Genomic DNA, 14,425 nt, shown 5'->3' with positions numbered 1-14,425 from the left:
CTGAGGACGCATTCTCGGCGGTGTGGCGGGCAGGCGACCCTCGGTGTGGGATACTGGCGAAGGTTGCTTACACAGTTTCAGTTTCACCGACCACCAGCATTCGAGAAATTTTCAGTACCAGCAGGACGATCGAACGCCGACACATCGGTGTTCTCGTGTCAGCAACCGGATGACACCTTCGCGTGCGATGCCCGTCATCGCTGCCGACGGCGAGCGGAAGCCTCCGCCGTCACAGGCACGCTTGATGATCAGGCGCTCGTACCGGAGGACACCACAGCCATCCAGCCAGGCACCGTGCTCGGTGCACCGACCACAGACCGTGGCGGTGCCTCGGACACGGAGCGAGACCAAGAGCGTGACAAGACAACACTGACGTCAAACCTTTCGTCAGGACACAAGGATTGCCCTCGCGTGGCCGCGTCACACCCAGCAGTCGAAGGTGGACGCGCCCGGGGGCCCGAGGAGACATACGTGGCCGATCAAGCCCCGCCGGAAGATGTACAGAATTCGAACACGGGAAGTGCAGAAGGTGGCGCCGAGGTAGCCCCGACGTTCCCGGACCGCCTGCGCGTGCACGCGCTGGCGAAGATCATCGGGGTGACCAGCAAGCAAGTGCTGGCCAAGCTCGGCGAACTCGGTATCGAGGCCCGCAGCGCACAGTCCAGCCTCGGCCGCGACGTCGCCCAGACGGTCCACGCCTCGTTCGCAGAGCCGGAAGCGGTGACGCCCGCTGCTGTGGAACCCGCTGCTGTGGAACCCGCTGCTGTAGCACCCGAGGCGGTAGAGGCGCAGGTCGCCGAGCCGGACGTCGCAGAGCCGGACGTCGCAGAGCCGGACGTCGCTGAGCCTCAGCCCGCGCAGACCTTGTTCTCGACCGACGTGCCCGCCGAGAGCGCTGCGGCCGACGCTGCTGCAACCGACACTGCGGCTCGGGTGGCACGTCCGACTTTCTCCGGACCTCTCTTCCTCCAGCCCGAGGCCGTAGCCGAACCTCCTCGTGCGCGGCGTCGGAGCAAGAAGGCAGCTGGCCCCGCGGCGGACTCGTCGGCAGCAGACGCGAACCCGAACGCAGCGGACACGCAGGCAGTGACCGCGACTGCAGACGCCTCGACCGAGGAGTCCGAGGGCACCCGCCCCCAGGCAACCGACTCGCCGGACAGCAAGCCCGCTTCCGCAGACGCAGGCATCGACGAAACGCCGTCCGACGCGACCTCCTCCGTGGACACCTCGTCGGAGGACGGTTCCGACGACGGGGATGCCGACGACGACAACTCTCAGCCGCGTCGCCGCCGTCGTGGACGCCGAGGTCGCGGCCGTGGACGTGGTGACCAGGCCGGCGACAGCAGCCCGGACGACTCCAGCTCGAACGACGCCGATGACCAGGGTGCCGGCGATCAGGGCGCCGACTCGGATGCCGATGACGTCGCGGCTCCGTCCGAGCCCTCGGGGTCGGACAGTGACACCGACAGCAGTGACTCGGAGGACGAATCCACCGAGGATGACACCGCCGAGGACTCGAAGCCGACCGGTGAACGGCGCTCGCGTCGGCGTAGCAGGTCACGTGGCGGCGCCAAGTCCGCCGACGACGCATCGGCCGAGTCGGGTGACGACGATGTGCAGGACAACGGCGACGCGTCGGCCGAGTCCGACTCCGACGATTCGGACGACGAGCAGGATGCAGCCGACGGTTCGAGCCGCCGCAGGCGTCGTCGCCGTCGTCGCCGCAGTTCCGGTGACGCGTCGTCGGACACGGCATCGTCCGAGGACGACCCGCCCAACACCGTGGTTCACGAGCGTGAGCCGCGCACCAAGTCCCGCAACAAGGACGAAGTTCAGGGCATCACCGGATCGACGCGGCTCGAAGCGAAGCGCCAGCGTCGACGCGACGGACGCGACGCCGGCCGTCGCCGTCCGCCGATCCTGACCGAATCCGAATTCCTGGCTCGTCGCGAATCCGTGGACCGCGTGATGGTGGTTCGCGAGAAGTCCTTCCCGGATCACGGCGACACCACCCAGGTGGCCGTTCTCGAGGACGGCGTGCTCGTGGAGCACTTCGTCACCAGCAGTGCGTCGGCGTCGATGGTCGGCAACGTGTACCTCGGACGCGTCCAGAACGTGCTGCCGAGCATGGAAGCCGCTTTCATCGACATCGGCCGTGGCCGCAACGGTGTGCTCTACGCAGGCGAGGTCAACTGGGACGCCGCCGGTCTGGGAGGCAACTCCCGCAAGATCGAGCAGGCACTCAAGCCGGGCGATCAAGTCCTGGTGCAGGTCAGCAAGGACCCGGTGGGGCACAAGGGTGCCCGGCTCACGACGCAGCTGTCGCTGGCCGGTCGCTACCTCGTGTACGTGCCCGGCGGCAGCTCGACCGGCATCAGCCGCAAGCTTCCGGACACCGAACGCAAGCGTCTGAAGGAAATTCTCCGCGACATCGTCCCGTCCGAGGCAGGCGTCATCATCCGCACGGCTGCGGAGGGTGTCAGCGAGGAAGAGTTGGCTCGCGACGTGTCGCGGCTGCAGGCGCAGTGGGCATCCATCGAGGAAGCATCGGCGAAGGCCGAGTCCGGCAAGGGCAGCCAGCCGCAGACGCTCTACGAAGAGCCCGATCTGCTGGTGAAGGTCATCCGCGACCTGTTCAACGAGGACTTCGTCAAGCTCGTCATCGAAGGTGACAAGGCATGGTCGACAACGTCGACCTACATCGAAACCGTCGCCGCCGACATGCTTCCCAAGCTCGAGCGCCACGTCGCCGAACCAGGTCAGCCCGACGTGTTCGAGGCCCACCGAATCGACGAGCAGCTCGCGAAAGCACTCGATCGCAAGGTGTGGCTCCCGTCCGGCGGCACCCTGGTGATCGACCGCACCGAAGCGATGACCGTGGTGGACGTCAACACCGGCAAGTTCACCGGCGCGGGCGGAAACCTCGAAGAGACGGTCACCCGCAACAACCTCGAAGCAGCCGAGGAAGTCGTCCGGCAGATGCGCCTCCGTGACATCGGCGGCATGATCGTCGTCGACTTCATCGACATGGTGCTCGAACAGAACCGTGACCTCGTTCTGCGTCGACTGACCGAAGCTCTCGGTCGCGACCGAACACGCCATCAGGTGTCCGAGGTGACGTCGCTGGGTCTCGTCCAGATGACACGCAAGAAGCTCGGAACCGGTCTGGTCGAGGCTTTCTCGACGACCTGTGAGCACTGCCAGGGCCGCGGAATCATCGTGCATCCGTTCCCGGTGGAGGCCAAGCCCGACGACGGTGCACGCTCGGGCTCCTCACGAGGGGACTCCGGTTCGCAGCGCAAGCGTCGTGGACGCGACAAGTCCGACAACGCCGGTTCCAACGGCAACGCCGGTTCCAACGGCAACGGCACGGGGAATGGCCACTCCCACGGCTCCGATCACTCCGAACCCACGGCTGAGCCTGCCGTCAAGCGAGCCCATCCGGTCGCCCTGGCAATGGCAGCGCACCACGACGAAGTGGTCGCCGACGTCACACCCGCCGACGTGGTGGAACACGACGCATCGGCGTCGACGGAGAACAAGGTCATCGACGCCTCGGACGTCGCCGCCGTACAGGGCAACGACGACGCATCGGTATCGGACGTATCGGTGTCGGACGTATCGGTGTCGGACGTAGCGGTGTCGGACGTAGCGGTGTCGGACGTAGCGGTGTCGGACGTGGCGGTGTCGGACGCATCGGTGTCGGACGCAGGGGCTCTGCAGGAGTCCCAGTCGAACGGCACGGAAGCGGCACCCACCGGCTCGTCCCGTCGAGGTGGACGCGGTGCACGCCGAAAGGCGTCGCGTCCCACTGCATCGGCAGTAGTCGAAGACACAGGCGCAGCCGAAGCAGCAGAGTCGACCACGCACGTGGATGCCGAGACTCCGTCATCGGAAGCGGCAACGGATCGTCCCGCTGCCGAAGAGGCTGCGCCCGAACCTGCTGTCGCCGAGTCGGGTGCAGCGGACGAACCCGCAGCGTCCGAGGCTCCGGTCAAGGCCAAGCGCGGACGGCGAGTGGCTCGCAAGGCTGCAGCACCGACCGAGACCGGACCGGACGCGGGAGCAGTCTTCGTGATCTCGGCAACGTCGGACGGCACGGACGCTGCGGACGAGCCTGCGCCGGAACCGGTGACGACGCCTGCATTCGCCCAGGTGGATGCAGGGGACGTGCCGGAAGAACTGCCGGTGGCTCGGCCGCGGCGCCGCCGCAGTGCAGCACGACCGGCGGGTCCTCCCGTAGACGCATAGGGAACAGGGGACGGGCGGTTTGACCATGGCCGCCCGTCTGCCGTAACCTTGATAAGTCGCTCCCGGCGACACCGGTCTGCTGTGCCCTGGCTCCGTTCGCGGAAGGCAGGAGCGTTGATCGGGATAGATGCCGGGATGTTTGAAAGCAAGAACAAAGCAAGATCAGACCAGTCGTGTTGCCGTGGGCAGCGCGAGCAAGTTCGAAGAAGCAAGGGGTAGCCCTCCGATGGCAACGTACGCGATCGTCAAGACCGGCGGAAAGCAGTACAAGGTCGCTGTTGGTGACCTCGTCAAGGTCGAGAAGATCGAGGGAGCGCCCGGCACTGCTGTCTCGCTTGCTCCGGTCCTCGTCGTTGACGGTTCCGACCTGACCACAGATGCAGAGAAGCTGGCGAAGATGTCCGTCGCCGGCGAGATCGTCGAGCACACCAAGGGCCCGAAGATCCGCATCCACAAGTTCAAGAACAAGACCGGATACCACAAGCGTCAGGGACACAGGCAGAAGCTGACCGTCCTCAAGGTCACCGGTATCAAGTAACCAGTTCTTCTCAGCCGGTTTCTCACAGGGCACCGGCGATCTTCTTACCCGAGGAGGGTACGCAACATGGCACATAAGAAGGGTGCATCCAGCTCCCGTAACGGTCGCGACTCGAATGCACAGCGCCTCGGCGTCAAGCGTTTCGGTGGCCAGACGGTCAGCGCAGGCGAGATCCTGGTTCGTCAGCGCGGCACGCACTTCCACCCCGGTGTCGGAGTCGGCCGTGGTGGCGACGACACACTGTTCGCACTGTCCGCAGGTGCCGTCGAGTTCGGCGCCAAGCGTGGACGCAAGACCGTGAACATCGTTCCGGTCGCAGTCGAGGCCTAGTCTCCGCTGCACCATCCGCGCCCGGGGATCGCACGCGATCCGCACGGCGCACCCCACGATCTACGACGAGGGCGGACCAGGGTCTAAGACACCCGGTCCGCCCTTATCGCGTTCGTGGGGCACAGACATTCGGTCACCTGACCGAGGAAGGATCGAAGGCAGCCATGTCACGATTCATAGACCGCGTGGTGCTGCACGTCAGCGCCGGTAAAGGCGGCAACGGCTGCGCTTCGGTTCATCGCGAGAAGTTCAAACCGCTCGGCGGACCCGACGGCGGCAACGGTGGACGCGGCGGCGGAGTCGTCTTCGTCGTGGACAGCAGTGTGCACACGCTGCTCGACTTCCACTTCCACTCGCACGCCAAGGCCAGCAACGGAACCCAGGGCATGGGTGGCAACCGAGAGGGCGCCAACGGCGAGGATCTGATCCTGAAGGTGCCCGACGGCACCGTCGTCCTCGACAAGGACGGCCGCATTCTCGCGGACATGATCGGTGAGGGCACTCGATTCGACGCTGCGCCCGGCGGCCGGGGCGGACTCGGCAACGCAGCGCTGTCGTCCAAAGCCCGTAAGGCTCCCGGCTTCGCCCTCCTCGGTGAGGAAGGCGTCGAGCGCGACCTGGTGCTCGAGCTCAAATCCGTCGCGGACATCGGACTCGTCGGCTTTCCGTCCGCCGGTAAATCATCTCTCGTGTCGGTGCTGTCGGCCGCCAAGCCGAAGATCGCGGACTACCCGTTCACGACACTCGTGCCGAACCTGGGTGTCGTGTCCAGCGGTGACACGACCTACACCGTCGCCGACGTTCCTGGTCTGATTCCCGGAGCCAGCCAGGGCAAGGGGCTCGGTCTCGACTTCCTCCGGCACCTGGAGCGGACAGCGGTGCTCGCTCACGTGGTCGACTGCGCGACACTGGATCCCGGTCGCGATCCGGTCTCGGACGTCGACGCGCTGGAAGCCGAACTCGCTGCCTACAAGCCCGCGCTGCTCGGTGATGCGAGCCTGGGTGACCTGGCCGACCGTCCCCGCATCGTCGTGCTCAACAAGGCCGACATCCCGGAGGCTGCCGAGCTCGCCGAGATGGTGACCCCCGAGTTCGAGGCGCGCGGTTGGCCGGTGTTCACGATCTCGGCTGTGAGCCGAGAAGGATTGAAGCCCTTGATCTTCGCTCTGGCGAAGATGGTCGAGGAGTACCGGGCGGCGCACCCGCCTGCAGAGCCTCGTCGTGCAGTGATCCGTCCAGTGGCACGCAACGAGGACGGCTTCGAGGTCGTCAAGGATCCCGACGTGCCCGGCGGTTTCCTGGTGCTCGGTACACGACCCGAACGGTGGGTCGCGCAGACACAGTTCAGCAACGACGAGGCCGTGGGCTACCTCGCCGACAGGTTGGCACGTCTCGGCGTCGAGGACGCGTTGATCAAACTCGGAGCGGAGCCGGGCGCATCGGTCACCATCGGTGACGTCACGTTCGACTGGGAACCGCAGACTTCCGCCGGCGTCGACATCGTCCGCACCGGACGTGGCACCGACGCACGGCTCGATCAGGTCGAGCGCATCAGCGCGGACGAACGTAAGCACGCTCGTCGAGTCCGGCGTGGGCTCGACCCCGAAGAGTGAGGGAACGTGAGCGCTGAATCCGATTCTGCGTCAAGGGTATCGGCGACGAGAAGCACCATCGCGGGCGCCAAGCGCATCGTCGTCAAGATCGGATCCTCGGCGCTGACGTCCCTGGTCGGCGGCCTCGACGTCACGCGTCTCGATGCGTTGGCGGAAGCCGTCGAGACTCGTATGCGTGCCGGGACCGACGTGATCGTCGTGTCGTCCGGTGCCATCGGAGCCGGAATTGCGCCGCTCGGATTGACCAAGCGGCCACGAGACCTCGCGACCAAACAGGCTGCGGCCAGTGTCGGCCAGCTCGCGTTGGCGCATGCGTGGGGCACGTCGTTCGGACGTTTCGGTCGTACCGTCGGGCAGGTACTGCTGACGGCCGAGGACATCGCCAGACGCACCAATCACCGAAACGCGCAACGTACGTTGGACCGGTTGCGCTCGCTCGGAGCGGTCGCCGTGGTGAACGAGAACGACACGGTCGCCACCGCCGAGATCCGATTCGGTGACAACGATCGGCTGGCAGCCCTCGTCGCGCACCTGTCGGGAGCAGACGCACTGGTTCTGCTGTCCGACGTCGACGGTCTGTACGACGGCGACCCGCGCAAGGGCGACGCGACGCTCATCCCCGAGGTCGACAGCCCGGAAGACCTGGACGGAGTGGTTGCAGGATCCGGAGGAGCACTCGGCACGGGCGGAATGGCCTCCAAATTGTCCGCTGCGCGACTCGCAGCCGATGCTGGTGTGCCGGTCCTGCTTGCCGCTGCGTCCGACGCGAACGACGCACTCACCGATGCGGGAGTCGGAACGGCCTTCGCTGCCCGGCCGATCCGACTGTCGTCACGGAAGTTCTGGGTCCGGCACGCCGCGGATGTCGACGGCGACCTGCACCTCGACGCGGGCGCCGTGCGTGCCGTCGTCGAACTCAGGCGCTCGCTGCTGTCCGCCGGCATCGTCGGTATCACCGGCAACTTCCACGGAGGCGACGTCGTTGCACTGCGCAATCCCGCTGGAGCCGTCGTCGCCAGGGGAGTAGTGGCGTACGACGCGTCCGAGTTGTCCGGCATGCTCGGGAAGTCGAGCTCCGACCTGGCTCCCGAACTCCAGCGGCCAGTGGTTCACGCCGACGACCTGGTGTCCGTGGAGCTGTAGCGGACTCGGGGATTCATTCGAGCGGTGAGGAGCGCCAGGGGCCGGTTGTGGTTGTGGTCAGTGCACTGGCGGCAGCGCGTCGAGCAGTCCGGTGAGAGTTTCCGAGCACCCGGCAGCGCTGACGATCGATGCGAATTCGTCGCCGCGGGTGGATCCACGGTTGACCACGACGATGGGGATGCCTGCTTTCGCGGCGCGGCGGACGAACCGCAGGCCCGACATCACCGTGAGAGACGACCCGAGTACGAGAAGTGCGTCCGCCGAGTCGACGAGGTCGAACGCTTCCGCGACTCGAGGCTTGGGGACACTCTCCCCGAAGTACACGATGTCCGGTTTCAGCACACCACCGCACGCCTCGCAGTCCACCATGCGGAAGTGGGCGGTGCTGGAGATGACAGCATCGGCGTCGGGGGCGATTTCCACGCCGTCGGCCGGCGCGACGCTGGCGAGAAAGCCGGGGTTTCGCGTTTCGAGGCGACGGGCCAGTGTGTACCTGGACACGAGCCGTCCGCAGTCGAGGCACGTCACGCGGGCGTAGACACCATGTAGGTCGATGACCCGTCGGCTGCCTGCCTTGGTGTGCAGCATGTCCACGTTCTGGGTGATGACGCCGGAAACGTTTCCGCGACGCTCCAGGGCCGCGAGAGCTCGGTGGCCGCGGTTGGGTTGCGCAGCGTCCATGTGTCGCCAGCCGACGTGGTTGCGTGCCCAGTAGTGACGGCGAAACTCGTCGTCGCCGACGAACTGCTGGAAGGTCATCGGGTTGCGCGGCGGAGAGTCCGGGCCCCGGTAATCGGGAATCCCGGAATCGGTGGACATACCTGCGCCCGACACGACGGCGACCCGCTTGCCGGTCAGCAGCTCGACGATGTCGTCGAGCCGGCTGGCAGAGGGGGCTGCGCGGACTGTCGTTGCCACGTTCTCCAGGTTAGCGCTCAGTATCCCTGCGTCGAGTCGATGCGCGCGGCAAGCGTCTCACCTGCGACGAAGCGCGCGACGTTGGATGCGACGTGGTCGGCGTAGGCAGCGTGACGTAGCGCGGTCGGGTTCGAGTCGTGCGGAGTGACGACCGCGTTCGGCAACGTCCACAGAGGATGGCCGTCGGGCAGCGGCTCGGGGTCGGTGACATCGAGGCCTGCGCCACCGATGGTCCGGGCAGTGAGGGCGTCGACCAAAGCATCGGTGTCCACGAGTGACCCACGTGCCACGTTGATCAGCCAGGAATGCTTCTGCAGCCGAGCCAGTTCCTGCGCGCCGACGAGGTGGCGGGTGGCCGGTGTCGCCGGTGCAGCGATCACGACGTGGTCGGTGCCGGGCCACACATCGGCCAGAGCGGTGACGGGCAACGTGCGCACTGCACCCGGCACGGGTCGGCCCGAGCGGTTCACCGCGACGACCTCCGCCCCGAGCGCGGTGAGCGGCGGGATCAACGCCCGGCCGATTCCGCCTGCTCCGAGGATCGTGATCGTCGACCCGCGCAGCGTGCCGACCTTGCTCAGAAATCGCTCCTGCTGCCAGGAGCGGGCTTCGAGGTGCTCGGGCAGAGCACGCACGCCCGCGAGCAGCAGTGCAAGAGCGTGTTCGGCGACGGTGGCAGCGTAGGCGCCCGCAGCGGAGGTGAACAGAACCGAAGAATGGGCGTCGAACACTCCGGCCTCGAACCACGCTTCGACACCCGCGGACGGCAGCTGCACCCACTCGACGGTCGACGGCAGAGTCGTCGGAAACCTCGACGGCCCCTCGGTCCAGACTAGGCCCGACGCGTCGGCCAGAGGCGCAACAACGGCTCCACCCCGCTCGATCGCAGAAACCGTGATGCGGTCCTCTTCGGGTCCGACGGCAACAGCATTCGAGCGGGGTGGAGTCATGAGAACAAACTTTATGCGGGAACTTCCACGAGCGGGTAGACACCGTTCTCGTCGTGGGTCTCGTTGCCGACTACCGGCGGGTTGAACACACACAACATGCGCATCTGGGTGCGCGGCTCGACGGTGTGGCGCTCGTTGCCGTTCAGCAGGTACATCGATCCCGGACCGAGTTCGTACGTCTCGCCGGTCTCGCGATCGGTCAACGTGCCTTCACCCTCGATGAGCCAGACGGCCTCGATGTGGTTGGCGTAGTGGAAGTTGTTCACCGTGCCGGCCTGAATGGTGGTCTCGTGGAACGAGAAACCGACCTTGTCGCCGCCCAGGACGATGCGCTTGCTGCGCCAGTTGCCGTCCTCGCTCGAGATGTCGCGATCGGTCCCGGTGATTTCCTCGGTGGTACGCACGATCATGTGTTGTCTCCCTTCGACGAATGTGCAGCTCGATGGTGTGCAGCAGGATCGGATCCTGCTGGATCAGGAGCACACCTTGGCAGTAGCACCTGCGATGATGTCCAGTCCGCGATCGAGTTCTTCGACTGTCGTGGTCAGCGGCGGAAGCAGCTTGACGACCTCGTCGGACGGACCTGCGGTCTCGACGAGCAGTCCTTCGTCGTAGCAGAGTGCAGCGACCTTGCCTGCCTTCTCCGGCTCGTCGAAGACGAGCGCTTGGACCATGCCGCGACCGCGGGTGGACACCCCGTCGTACTTGGCGCACAGCTTGATGAAGTTGTCCTGGATGTGCTCGCCCTTGGCGAGAACTTCCTTCTCGAACTTGTCGTCGGACCAGTAGGTGTCGATGGCCGTCTTCGAGGTGACGAACGACGGGTTGAAACCACGGAAGGTGCCGTTGTGCTCACCCGGCGCCCACACGTCGAGCTCAGGCTTGAAGAGGGTGAGTGCCATGGGCATTCCGTAGCCGCCGATGGACTTCGACAGCGTGACGATGTCCGGGACGATGCCCGCCTCTTCGAAGGAGAAGAACTGGCCGGTGCGGCCGCACCCCATCTGGACGTCGTCGACGATCAGCAGGATCTCGCGGCGCGAGCACAACTCGGCCAGTGCACGAAGCCATTCCGGACGAGCGACGTTGATGCCGCCTTCACCCTGGATGGTTTCGACGATGACTGCTGCCGGACGGTTGAATCCGCTGCCGGAGTCGTCGAGGACACGCTCGAACCACTGGAAGTCCTCGGTGACACCGCCGAAGTAGTTGTCGTACGGCATCGGGGTGGTGTGCACCAGCGGAATTCCGGCGCCGGCTCGCTTCATCGAGTTGCCGGTGACCGACAACGCGCCGAGTGTCATGCCGTGGAAAGCGTTGGTGAAGTTGATGATCGACTCACGTCCGGTCACCTTGCGGGCGAGCTTCAGAGCTGCCTCGACGGTGTTGGCGCCTGTGGGGCCGGGGAACTGAACCTTGTAGTCGAGTCCGCGCGGGTCAAGGATGTTCTTCTTGAACGACTCGAGGAACTCGCGCTTGGCGACGGTGGACATGTCCAGCCCGTGCGTGATGCCGTCACTCTGGATGTAATCCACCAGAGCGTCCTTGAGGATCTGGTTGTTGTGGCCGTAGTTCAGTGCGCCTGCGCCACCGAAGAAGTCGAGGTACTCGCGGCCGCTCTCGTCCACGAGGGTCGAGTTCTTCGCGGTCTTGAACACAGCGGGCCACTGACGGCTGTAGCTGCGGACGGCGGACTCGACTGTCTCGAAGACGTCGGGCTTCTCTGTGGTAACAATCTTTTCGGTCATGTTCTGCTTGTTCCTTTCGTTTGTGCGCACGGCGGCGGGGCCTACGGTGTAGAGCTCCTCGGCCTCGTGGCTATCAGGGAAATCATTGGGCGCGAACAGATCTGATTTTCCAATGTCGGTCCCTCGTGTTCGAGCGAGGGCCGTGAACAGTGCGATCGAGGCCTCGTTGTCGGGGCTGATCGTGGTTTCCAGGTGTGTGATGCCCTGGGGGGTGAGGCGATCGAGCAGTTCGTTCAACATACGACCGGCGAGACCTTTGCCTCGTTGATCGGCATCGACCGCAACCTGCCACACGAAAAACGTTGTGGGGGAGTCTTGCCGGATGTAGCCGGTGACGAAACCAACTGCTCTGCCGCCGACATCCGACACGACGGATGTTGCAGCAAAGTCCCTGCACCACAGGATGTACGAGTAGCTCGAGTTGAGATCGAGCACCCTCGAATCTCTTGCGATCTCCCAGAGCCGGACTCCGTCGGAAATCTTTGGACTACGAAACTTCACTGCGTCCGGCGCAGTGATTGAGGTCGCTCTCAGCTGTGCGGGCTTCATAGGAAATACAAACGTAACAAGGTGGCCATGGCATTTCATGTACCCCGGGAAATTGACCCTCTAAACCACCTTGCTTCCCCAGGTTAGAGGGTGATTGTGACGCTGGTCACAAATGTGTGATTCAGGGTAACGGCGAGCAGTTTCGGCTCCGATAACCTGCCGCCGATCCACAGTCTGGACTTAGTGTCCTCGGGGCGTCTACTTGGGGGTGGCAAGAGCGAACGGGAGCACGGCGTCCGCTCCGGCCCTACGCAGGGCGTCGGCGGCGCAGGTGAACGTCCATCCGGTGTCGGTCACGAGGTCGACCAGCAGTATCGGCCCGTCGACGCTGTCGAGGTCCGGGATGTCCCAGGAGTCCACGAGCCCCGCGACCCGAAAGGCCGAGTTGGAGGCCGTCACCACCGGATGATCTGGCCGTTGACCGAGAACTCCCAGGTCGGTGAGCCGGCCGATCCGTGCGAGCTCGCTCGCCACGGACCTGACGAGTACCGGGTGCGACGCGGATTCGAGGGCCAGGACAGCCGTCGGGCGGACCTTCCAATCCCACGATGCGAGGACCTTGATGCATCCATCGACCAACGACGACGGCGCTGCCTCGTCCGGACCGTCGAGGACGGAACGCAGGCGGTTTCCCCAGACGAGGTCGGTCAACCTTCCCAGGACGCGACCGGGTTCGTGCCCGTCGGTGATCTTTCCCGACAGTGAGACGCCGAGCTTCTTCATTCCGCTCGGCCACTGCTTGCGCGGGGGAAGGTCGAGTCCCGGGCGGTCCAACCTGCTGCGAGCCTGATCGACAGCAGCCTGTTCGACCTGTGCAGAGTAAGACTGGCCTGTGCAATTGTCGCATCGGCCACATCGGGACGGAGTGTCCGTCAGGTCCGGGTCGTCGAGTTGGCGCCGGAGGAAATCCATGCGACAGCCGTCGGTGCGTTGGTAGTCGACCATGGCCTGCTGTTCGGAGTCGCGAGCCTGTTCGAGCCGCTCGTAGCGCTCGGCGTCGTACGTCCACGGCTCGCCGGTCGCGATCCATCCACCACGAACACGCTGCACCGCGCCGTCGACGTCGAGGACCTTGAGGACCATCTCCAATCGACTGCGATTCAAGTCGACCAACGGTTCGAGGGCCGGTGTCGATTGAGGCTTCACCGGATCGAGAGTCTCGATCACCTGCCTGACGACGTGTTCCCGCGGAAACGCAACCGACGCGAAGTAACTCCAGATCTGCTTGTCCTCGTGACCGGGAAGCAGGATCACCTCGGCGCGATCGGTGCCGCGGCCTGCACGCCCGACCTGCTGGTAGTACGAGATAGGAGATGAAGGGGCGCCCATGTGCACGACGAAACCGAGGTCCGGTTTGTCGAATCCCATCCCGAGGGCCGAGGTCGCGATCAGAGCTTTGACTTCGTTGTTCAGCAGGTCGGTCTCGAGCGACTCGCGTTCCGTCGTGTCGGTCTGGCCGGTGTACGCGGCAACGGCGAGGCCCTGATCGGACAGCAACGCGGCGAGGTCCTTGGCTGCGGAGACCGTCAGGGTGTAGATGATCCCGGAACCGGGCAGTTGCGCGAGATGCGACGCGAGCCACGCCGCTCGCTCGGTCGAGTTCTCGATCTGCACGACCGACAGATGCAGTGATTCCCGTTCGAGGCCTCCGCGCAGCACGAGGGTGTCACCGCCGCCGACTCCCAACTGTGCGGCGACGTCCGACACCACTCTGTCGTTGGCGGTCGCGGTGGTGGCCAGAACCGGAATTCCTTCTCTCAGTTCGGAGATCAAGGTCCTGATGCGACGGTAGTCCGGCCGGAAATCATGACCCCAGTCCGACACGCAGTGGGCCTCGTCGACGACGACCAGGCCCGCGTCGCCGGCCAGCGACGGTAGAACCTGATCGCGGAAGTCCGGGTTGTTCAGGCGCTCCGGGCTGACCAGCAGAACGTCCAGTCTGCCCGCTGCGACGTCGGCGTGGATGTCTTCCCACTCGGTCATGTTTCCGGAGTTGATGGTCGCGGCCTTCACTCCCGCACGCTCCGCCGAGGCGACCTGGTTGCGCATCAGTGCCAGCAACGGCGAGACGATGACCGTCGGGCCGAGGCCTTGTTCCCGAAGCAACTTCGCTGCGATGAAGTACACCGCCGACTTTCCCCACCCGGTTCGCTGGACGACCAGTGCGCGGCGTCGACCGACCACGAGTGCCTCGATGGCGACCCACTGATCCTCGCGCAGGCTCGCACCGTCCCCCGCGAGCTCGCGGAGCAGGCGCTCGGCGTCGGCGCGCAGGTCTGTCGGCGTGTGCGATGCGGTTGTCATGGCACCATCGTGCCGCACCGGTGTGACAAGGAACGACCGGACGAGGGTCGATACTCTTCTGCAGAAGGTGGTACGAGGAGG

Annotated in this window: 10 protein-coding genes and 1 pseudogene; 5 read left to right on the top strand and 6 right to left on the bottom strand. The window is 65.4% G+C overall.

Annotation, left to right across the window (positions count from 1 at the left end; genetic code table 11):
* Positions 1-471: 471 nt before the first annotated feature.
* From H292_RS0112790 to proB, 5 genes are all read left to right on the top strand, one after another.
* Entirely contained in the window at positions 472-4,251 is a 3,780-nt protein-coding gene (locus H292_RS0112790; RefSeq protein ID WP_020111664.1) for a translation initiation factor IF-2 N-terminal domain-containing protein, read from the top strand.
* Positions 4,252-4,477: 226 nt separating this feature from the next.
* The gene (gene rplU, locus H292_RS0112785; protein WP_020111663.1) at positions 4,478-4,789 is read left to right on the top strand and encodes a 50S ribosomal protein L21; all 312 of its coding nucleotides are present in this window, start codon (positions 4,478-4,480) and stop codon (positions 4,787-4,789) included.
* Positions 4,790-4,855: 66 nt separating this feature from the next.
* The gene (gene rpmA / locus H292_RS0112780; RefSeq protein WP_019664722.1) at positions 4,856-5,119 is read left to right on the top strand and encodes a 50S ribosomal protein L27; all 264 of its coding nucleotides are present in this window, start codon (positions 4,856-4,858) and stop codon (positions 5,117-5,119) included.
* A gap of 164 nt (positions 5,120-5,283) precedes the next feature.
* Positions 5,284-6,732 carry a GTPase ObgE gene (obgE, locus tag H292_RS0112775; RefSeq protein WP_027498796.1) on the top strand — a complete coding sequence of 483 codons (1,449 nt, stop codon included), beginning with the start codon at positions 5,284-5,286 and terminating at the stop codon, positions 6,730-6,732.
* 6 nt (positions 6,733-6,738) lie between these two features.
* Positions 6,739-7,875, top strand: coding sequence for a glutamate 5-kinase (gene proB, locus H292_RS0112770; RefSeq protein ID WP_019664720.1), 1,137 nt, complete (start codon positions 6,739-6,741; stop codon positions 7,873-7,875).
* Positions 7,876-7,932: 57 nt separating this feature from the next.
* Here proB and H292_RS0112765 read toward each other — a convergent pair whose 3' ends face one another.
* The 6 genes and pseudogenes from H292_RS0112765 to H292_RS0112745 all read right to left on the bottom strand — a co-directional run bounded on the left by H292_RS0112765 (position 7,933) and on the right by H292_RS0112745 (position 14,344).
* Positions 7,933-8,793, bottom strand: coding sequence for an NAD-dependent protein deacetylase (locus tag H292_RS0112765; RefSeq protein ID WP_019664719.1), 861 nt, complete (start codon positions 8,791-8,793; stop codon positions 7,933-7,935).
* 17 nt (positions 8,794-8,810) lie between these two features.
* Positions 8,811-9,743 (bottom strand): D-isomer specific 2-hydroxyacid dehydrogenase family protein, encoded by a 933-nt coding sequence (locus tag H292_RS0112760; protein WP_020111661.1) that lies wholly within the window; start codon positions 9,741-9,743, stop codon positions 8,811-8,813.
* Between the two features lie 11 nt (positions 9,744-9,754).
* Positions 9,755-10,153 carry an ectoine synthase gene (locus H292_RS0112755; protein ID WP_019664717.1) on the bottom strand — a complete coding sequence of 133 codons (399 nt, stop codon included), beginning with the start codon at positions 10,151-10,153 and terminating at the stop codon, positions 9,755-9,757.
* A gap of 63 nt (positions 10,154-10,216) precedes the next feature.
* The gene (gene ectB / locus H292_RS27130) at positions 10,217-11,491 is read right to left on the bottom strand and encodes a diaminobutyrate--2-oxoglutarate transaminase (protein ID WP_231383838.1); all 1,275 of its coding nucleotides are present in this window, start codon (positions 11,489-11,491) and stop codon (positions 10,217-10,219) included.
* A gap of 48 nt (positions 11,492-11,539) precedes the next feature.
* A pseudogene (ectA, locus tag H292_RS28585) lies at positions 11,540-12,040 on the bottom strand (diaminobutyrate acetyltransferase); the annotation flags it as partial.
* 198 nt (positions 12,041-12,238) lie between these two features.
* Positions 12,239-14,344 (bottom strand): RecQ family ATP-dependent DNA helicase, encoded by a 2,106-nt coding sequence (locus tag H292_RS0112745; protein WP_027498794.1) that lies wholly within the window; start codon positions 14,342-14,344, stop codon positions 12,239-12,241.
* Positions 14,345-14,425: the final 81 nt, after the last annotated feature.

Source organism: Rhodococcus sp. 114MFTsu3.1, from assembly GCF_000383555.1.
Classification (GTDB): domain Bacteria; phylum Actinomycetota; class Actinomycetes; order Mycobacteriales; family Mycobacteriaceae; genus Rhodococcoides; species Rhodococcoides fascians_E.
The sequence above is the reverse complement of the archived record's forward strand: the minus strand, read 5'-3'. Positions and strand labels throughout refer to the sequence as shown.

What these genes read in the sequence shown, in the direction of transcription:
- rplU (WP_020111663.1), top strand. Translation starts at nt 4,478, where the DNA reads ATGGCAACGTACGCGATCGTCAAGACCGGCGGAAAGCAGTACAAGGTC.
- rpmA (WP_019664722.1), top strand. Translation starts at nt 4,856, where the DNA reads ATGGCACATAAGAAGGGTGCATCCAGCTCCCGTAACGGTCGCGACTCG.
- obgE (WP_027498796.1), top strand. Translation starts at nt 5,284, where the DNA reads ATGTCACGATTCATAGACCGCGTGGTGCTGCACGTCAGCGCCGGTAAA.
- H292_RS0112760 (WP_020111661.1), bottom strand. Translation starts at nt 9,743, where the DNA reads ATGACTCCACCCCGCTCGAATGCTGTTGCCGTCGGACCCGAAGAGGAC.
- H292_RS0112755 (WP_019664717.1), bottom strand. Translation starts at nt 10,153, where the DNA reads ATGATCGTGCGTACCACCGAGGAAATCACCGGGACCGATCGCGACATC.
- ectB (WP_231383838.1), bottom strand. Translation starts at nt 11,491, where the DNA reads ATGACCGAAAAGATTGTTACCACAGAGAAGCCCGACGTCTTCGAGACA.
- H292_RS0112745 (WP_027498794.1), bottom strand. Translation starts at nt 14,344, where the DNA reads ATGACAACCGCATCGCACACGCCGACAGACCTGCGCGCCGACGCCGAG.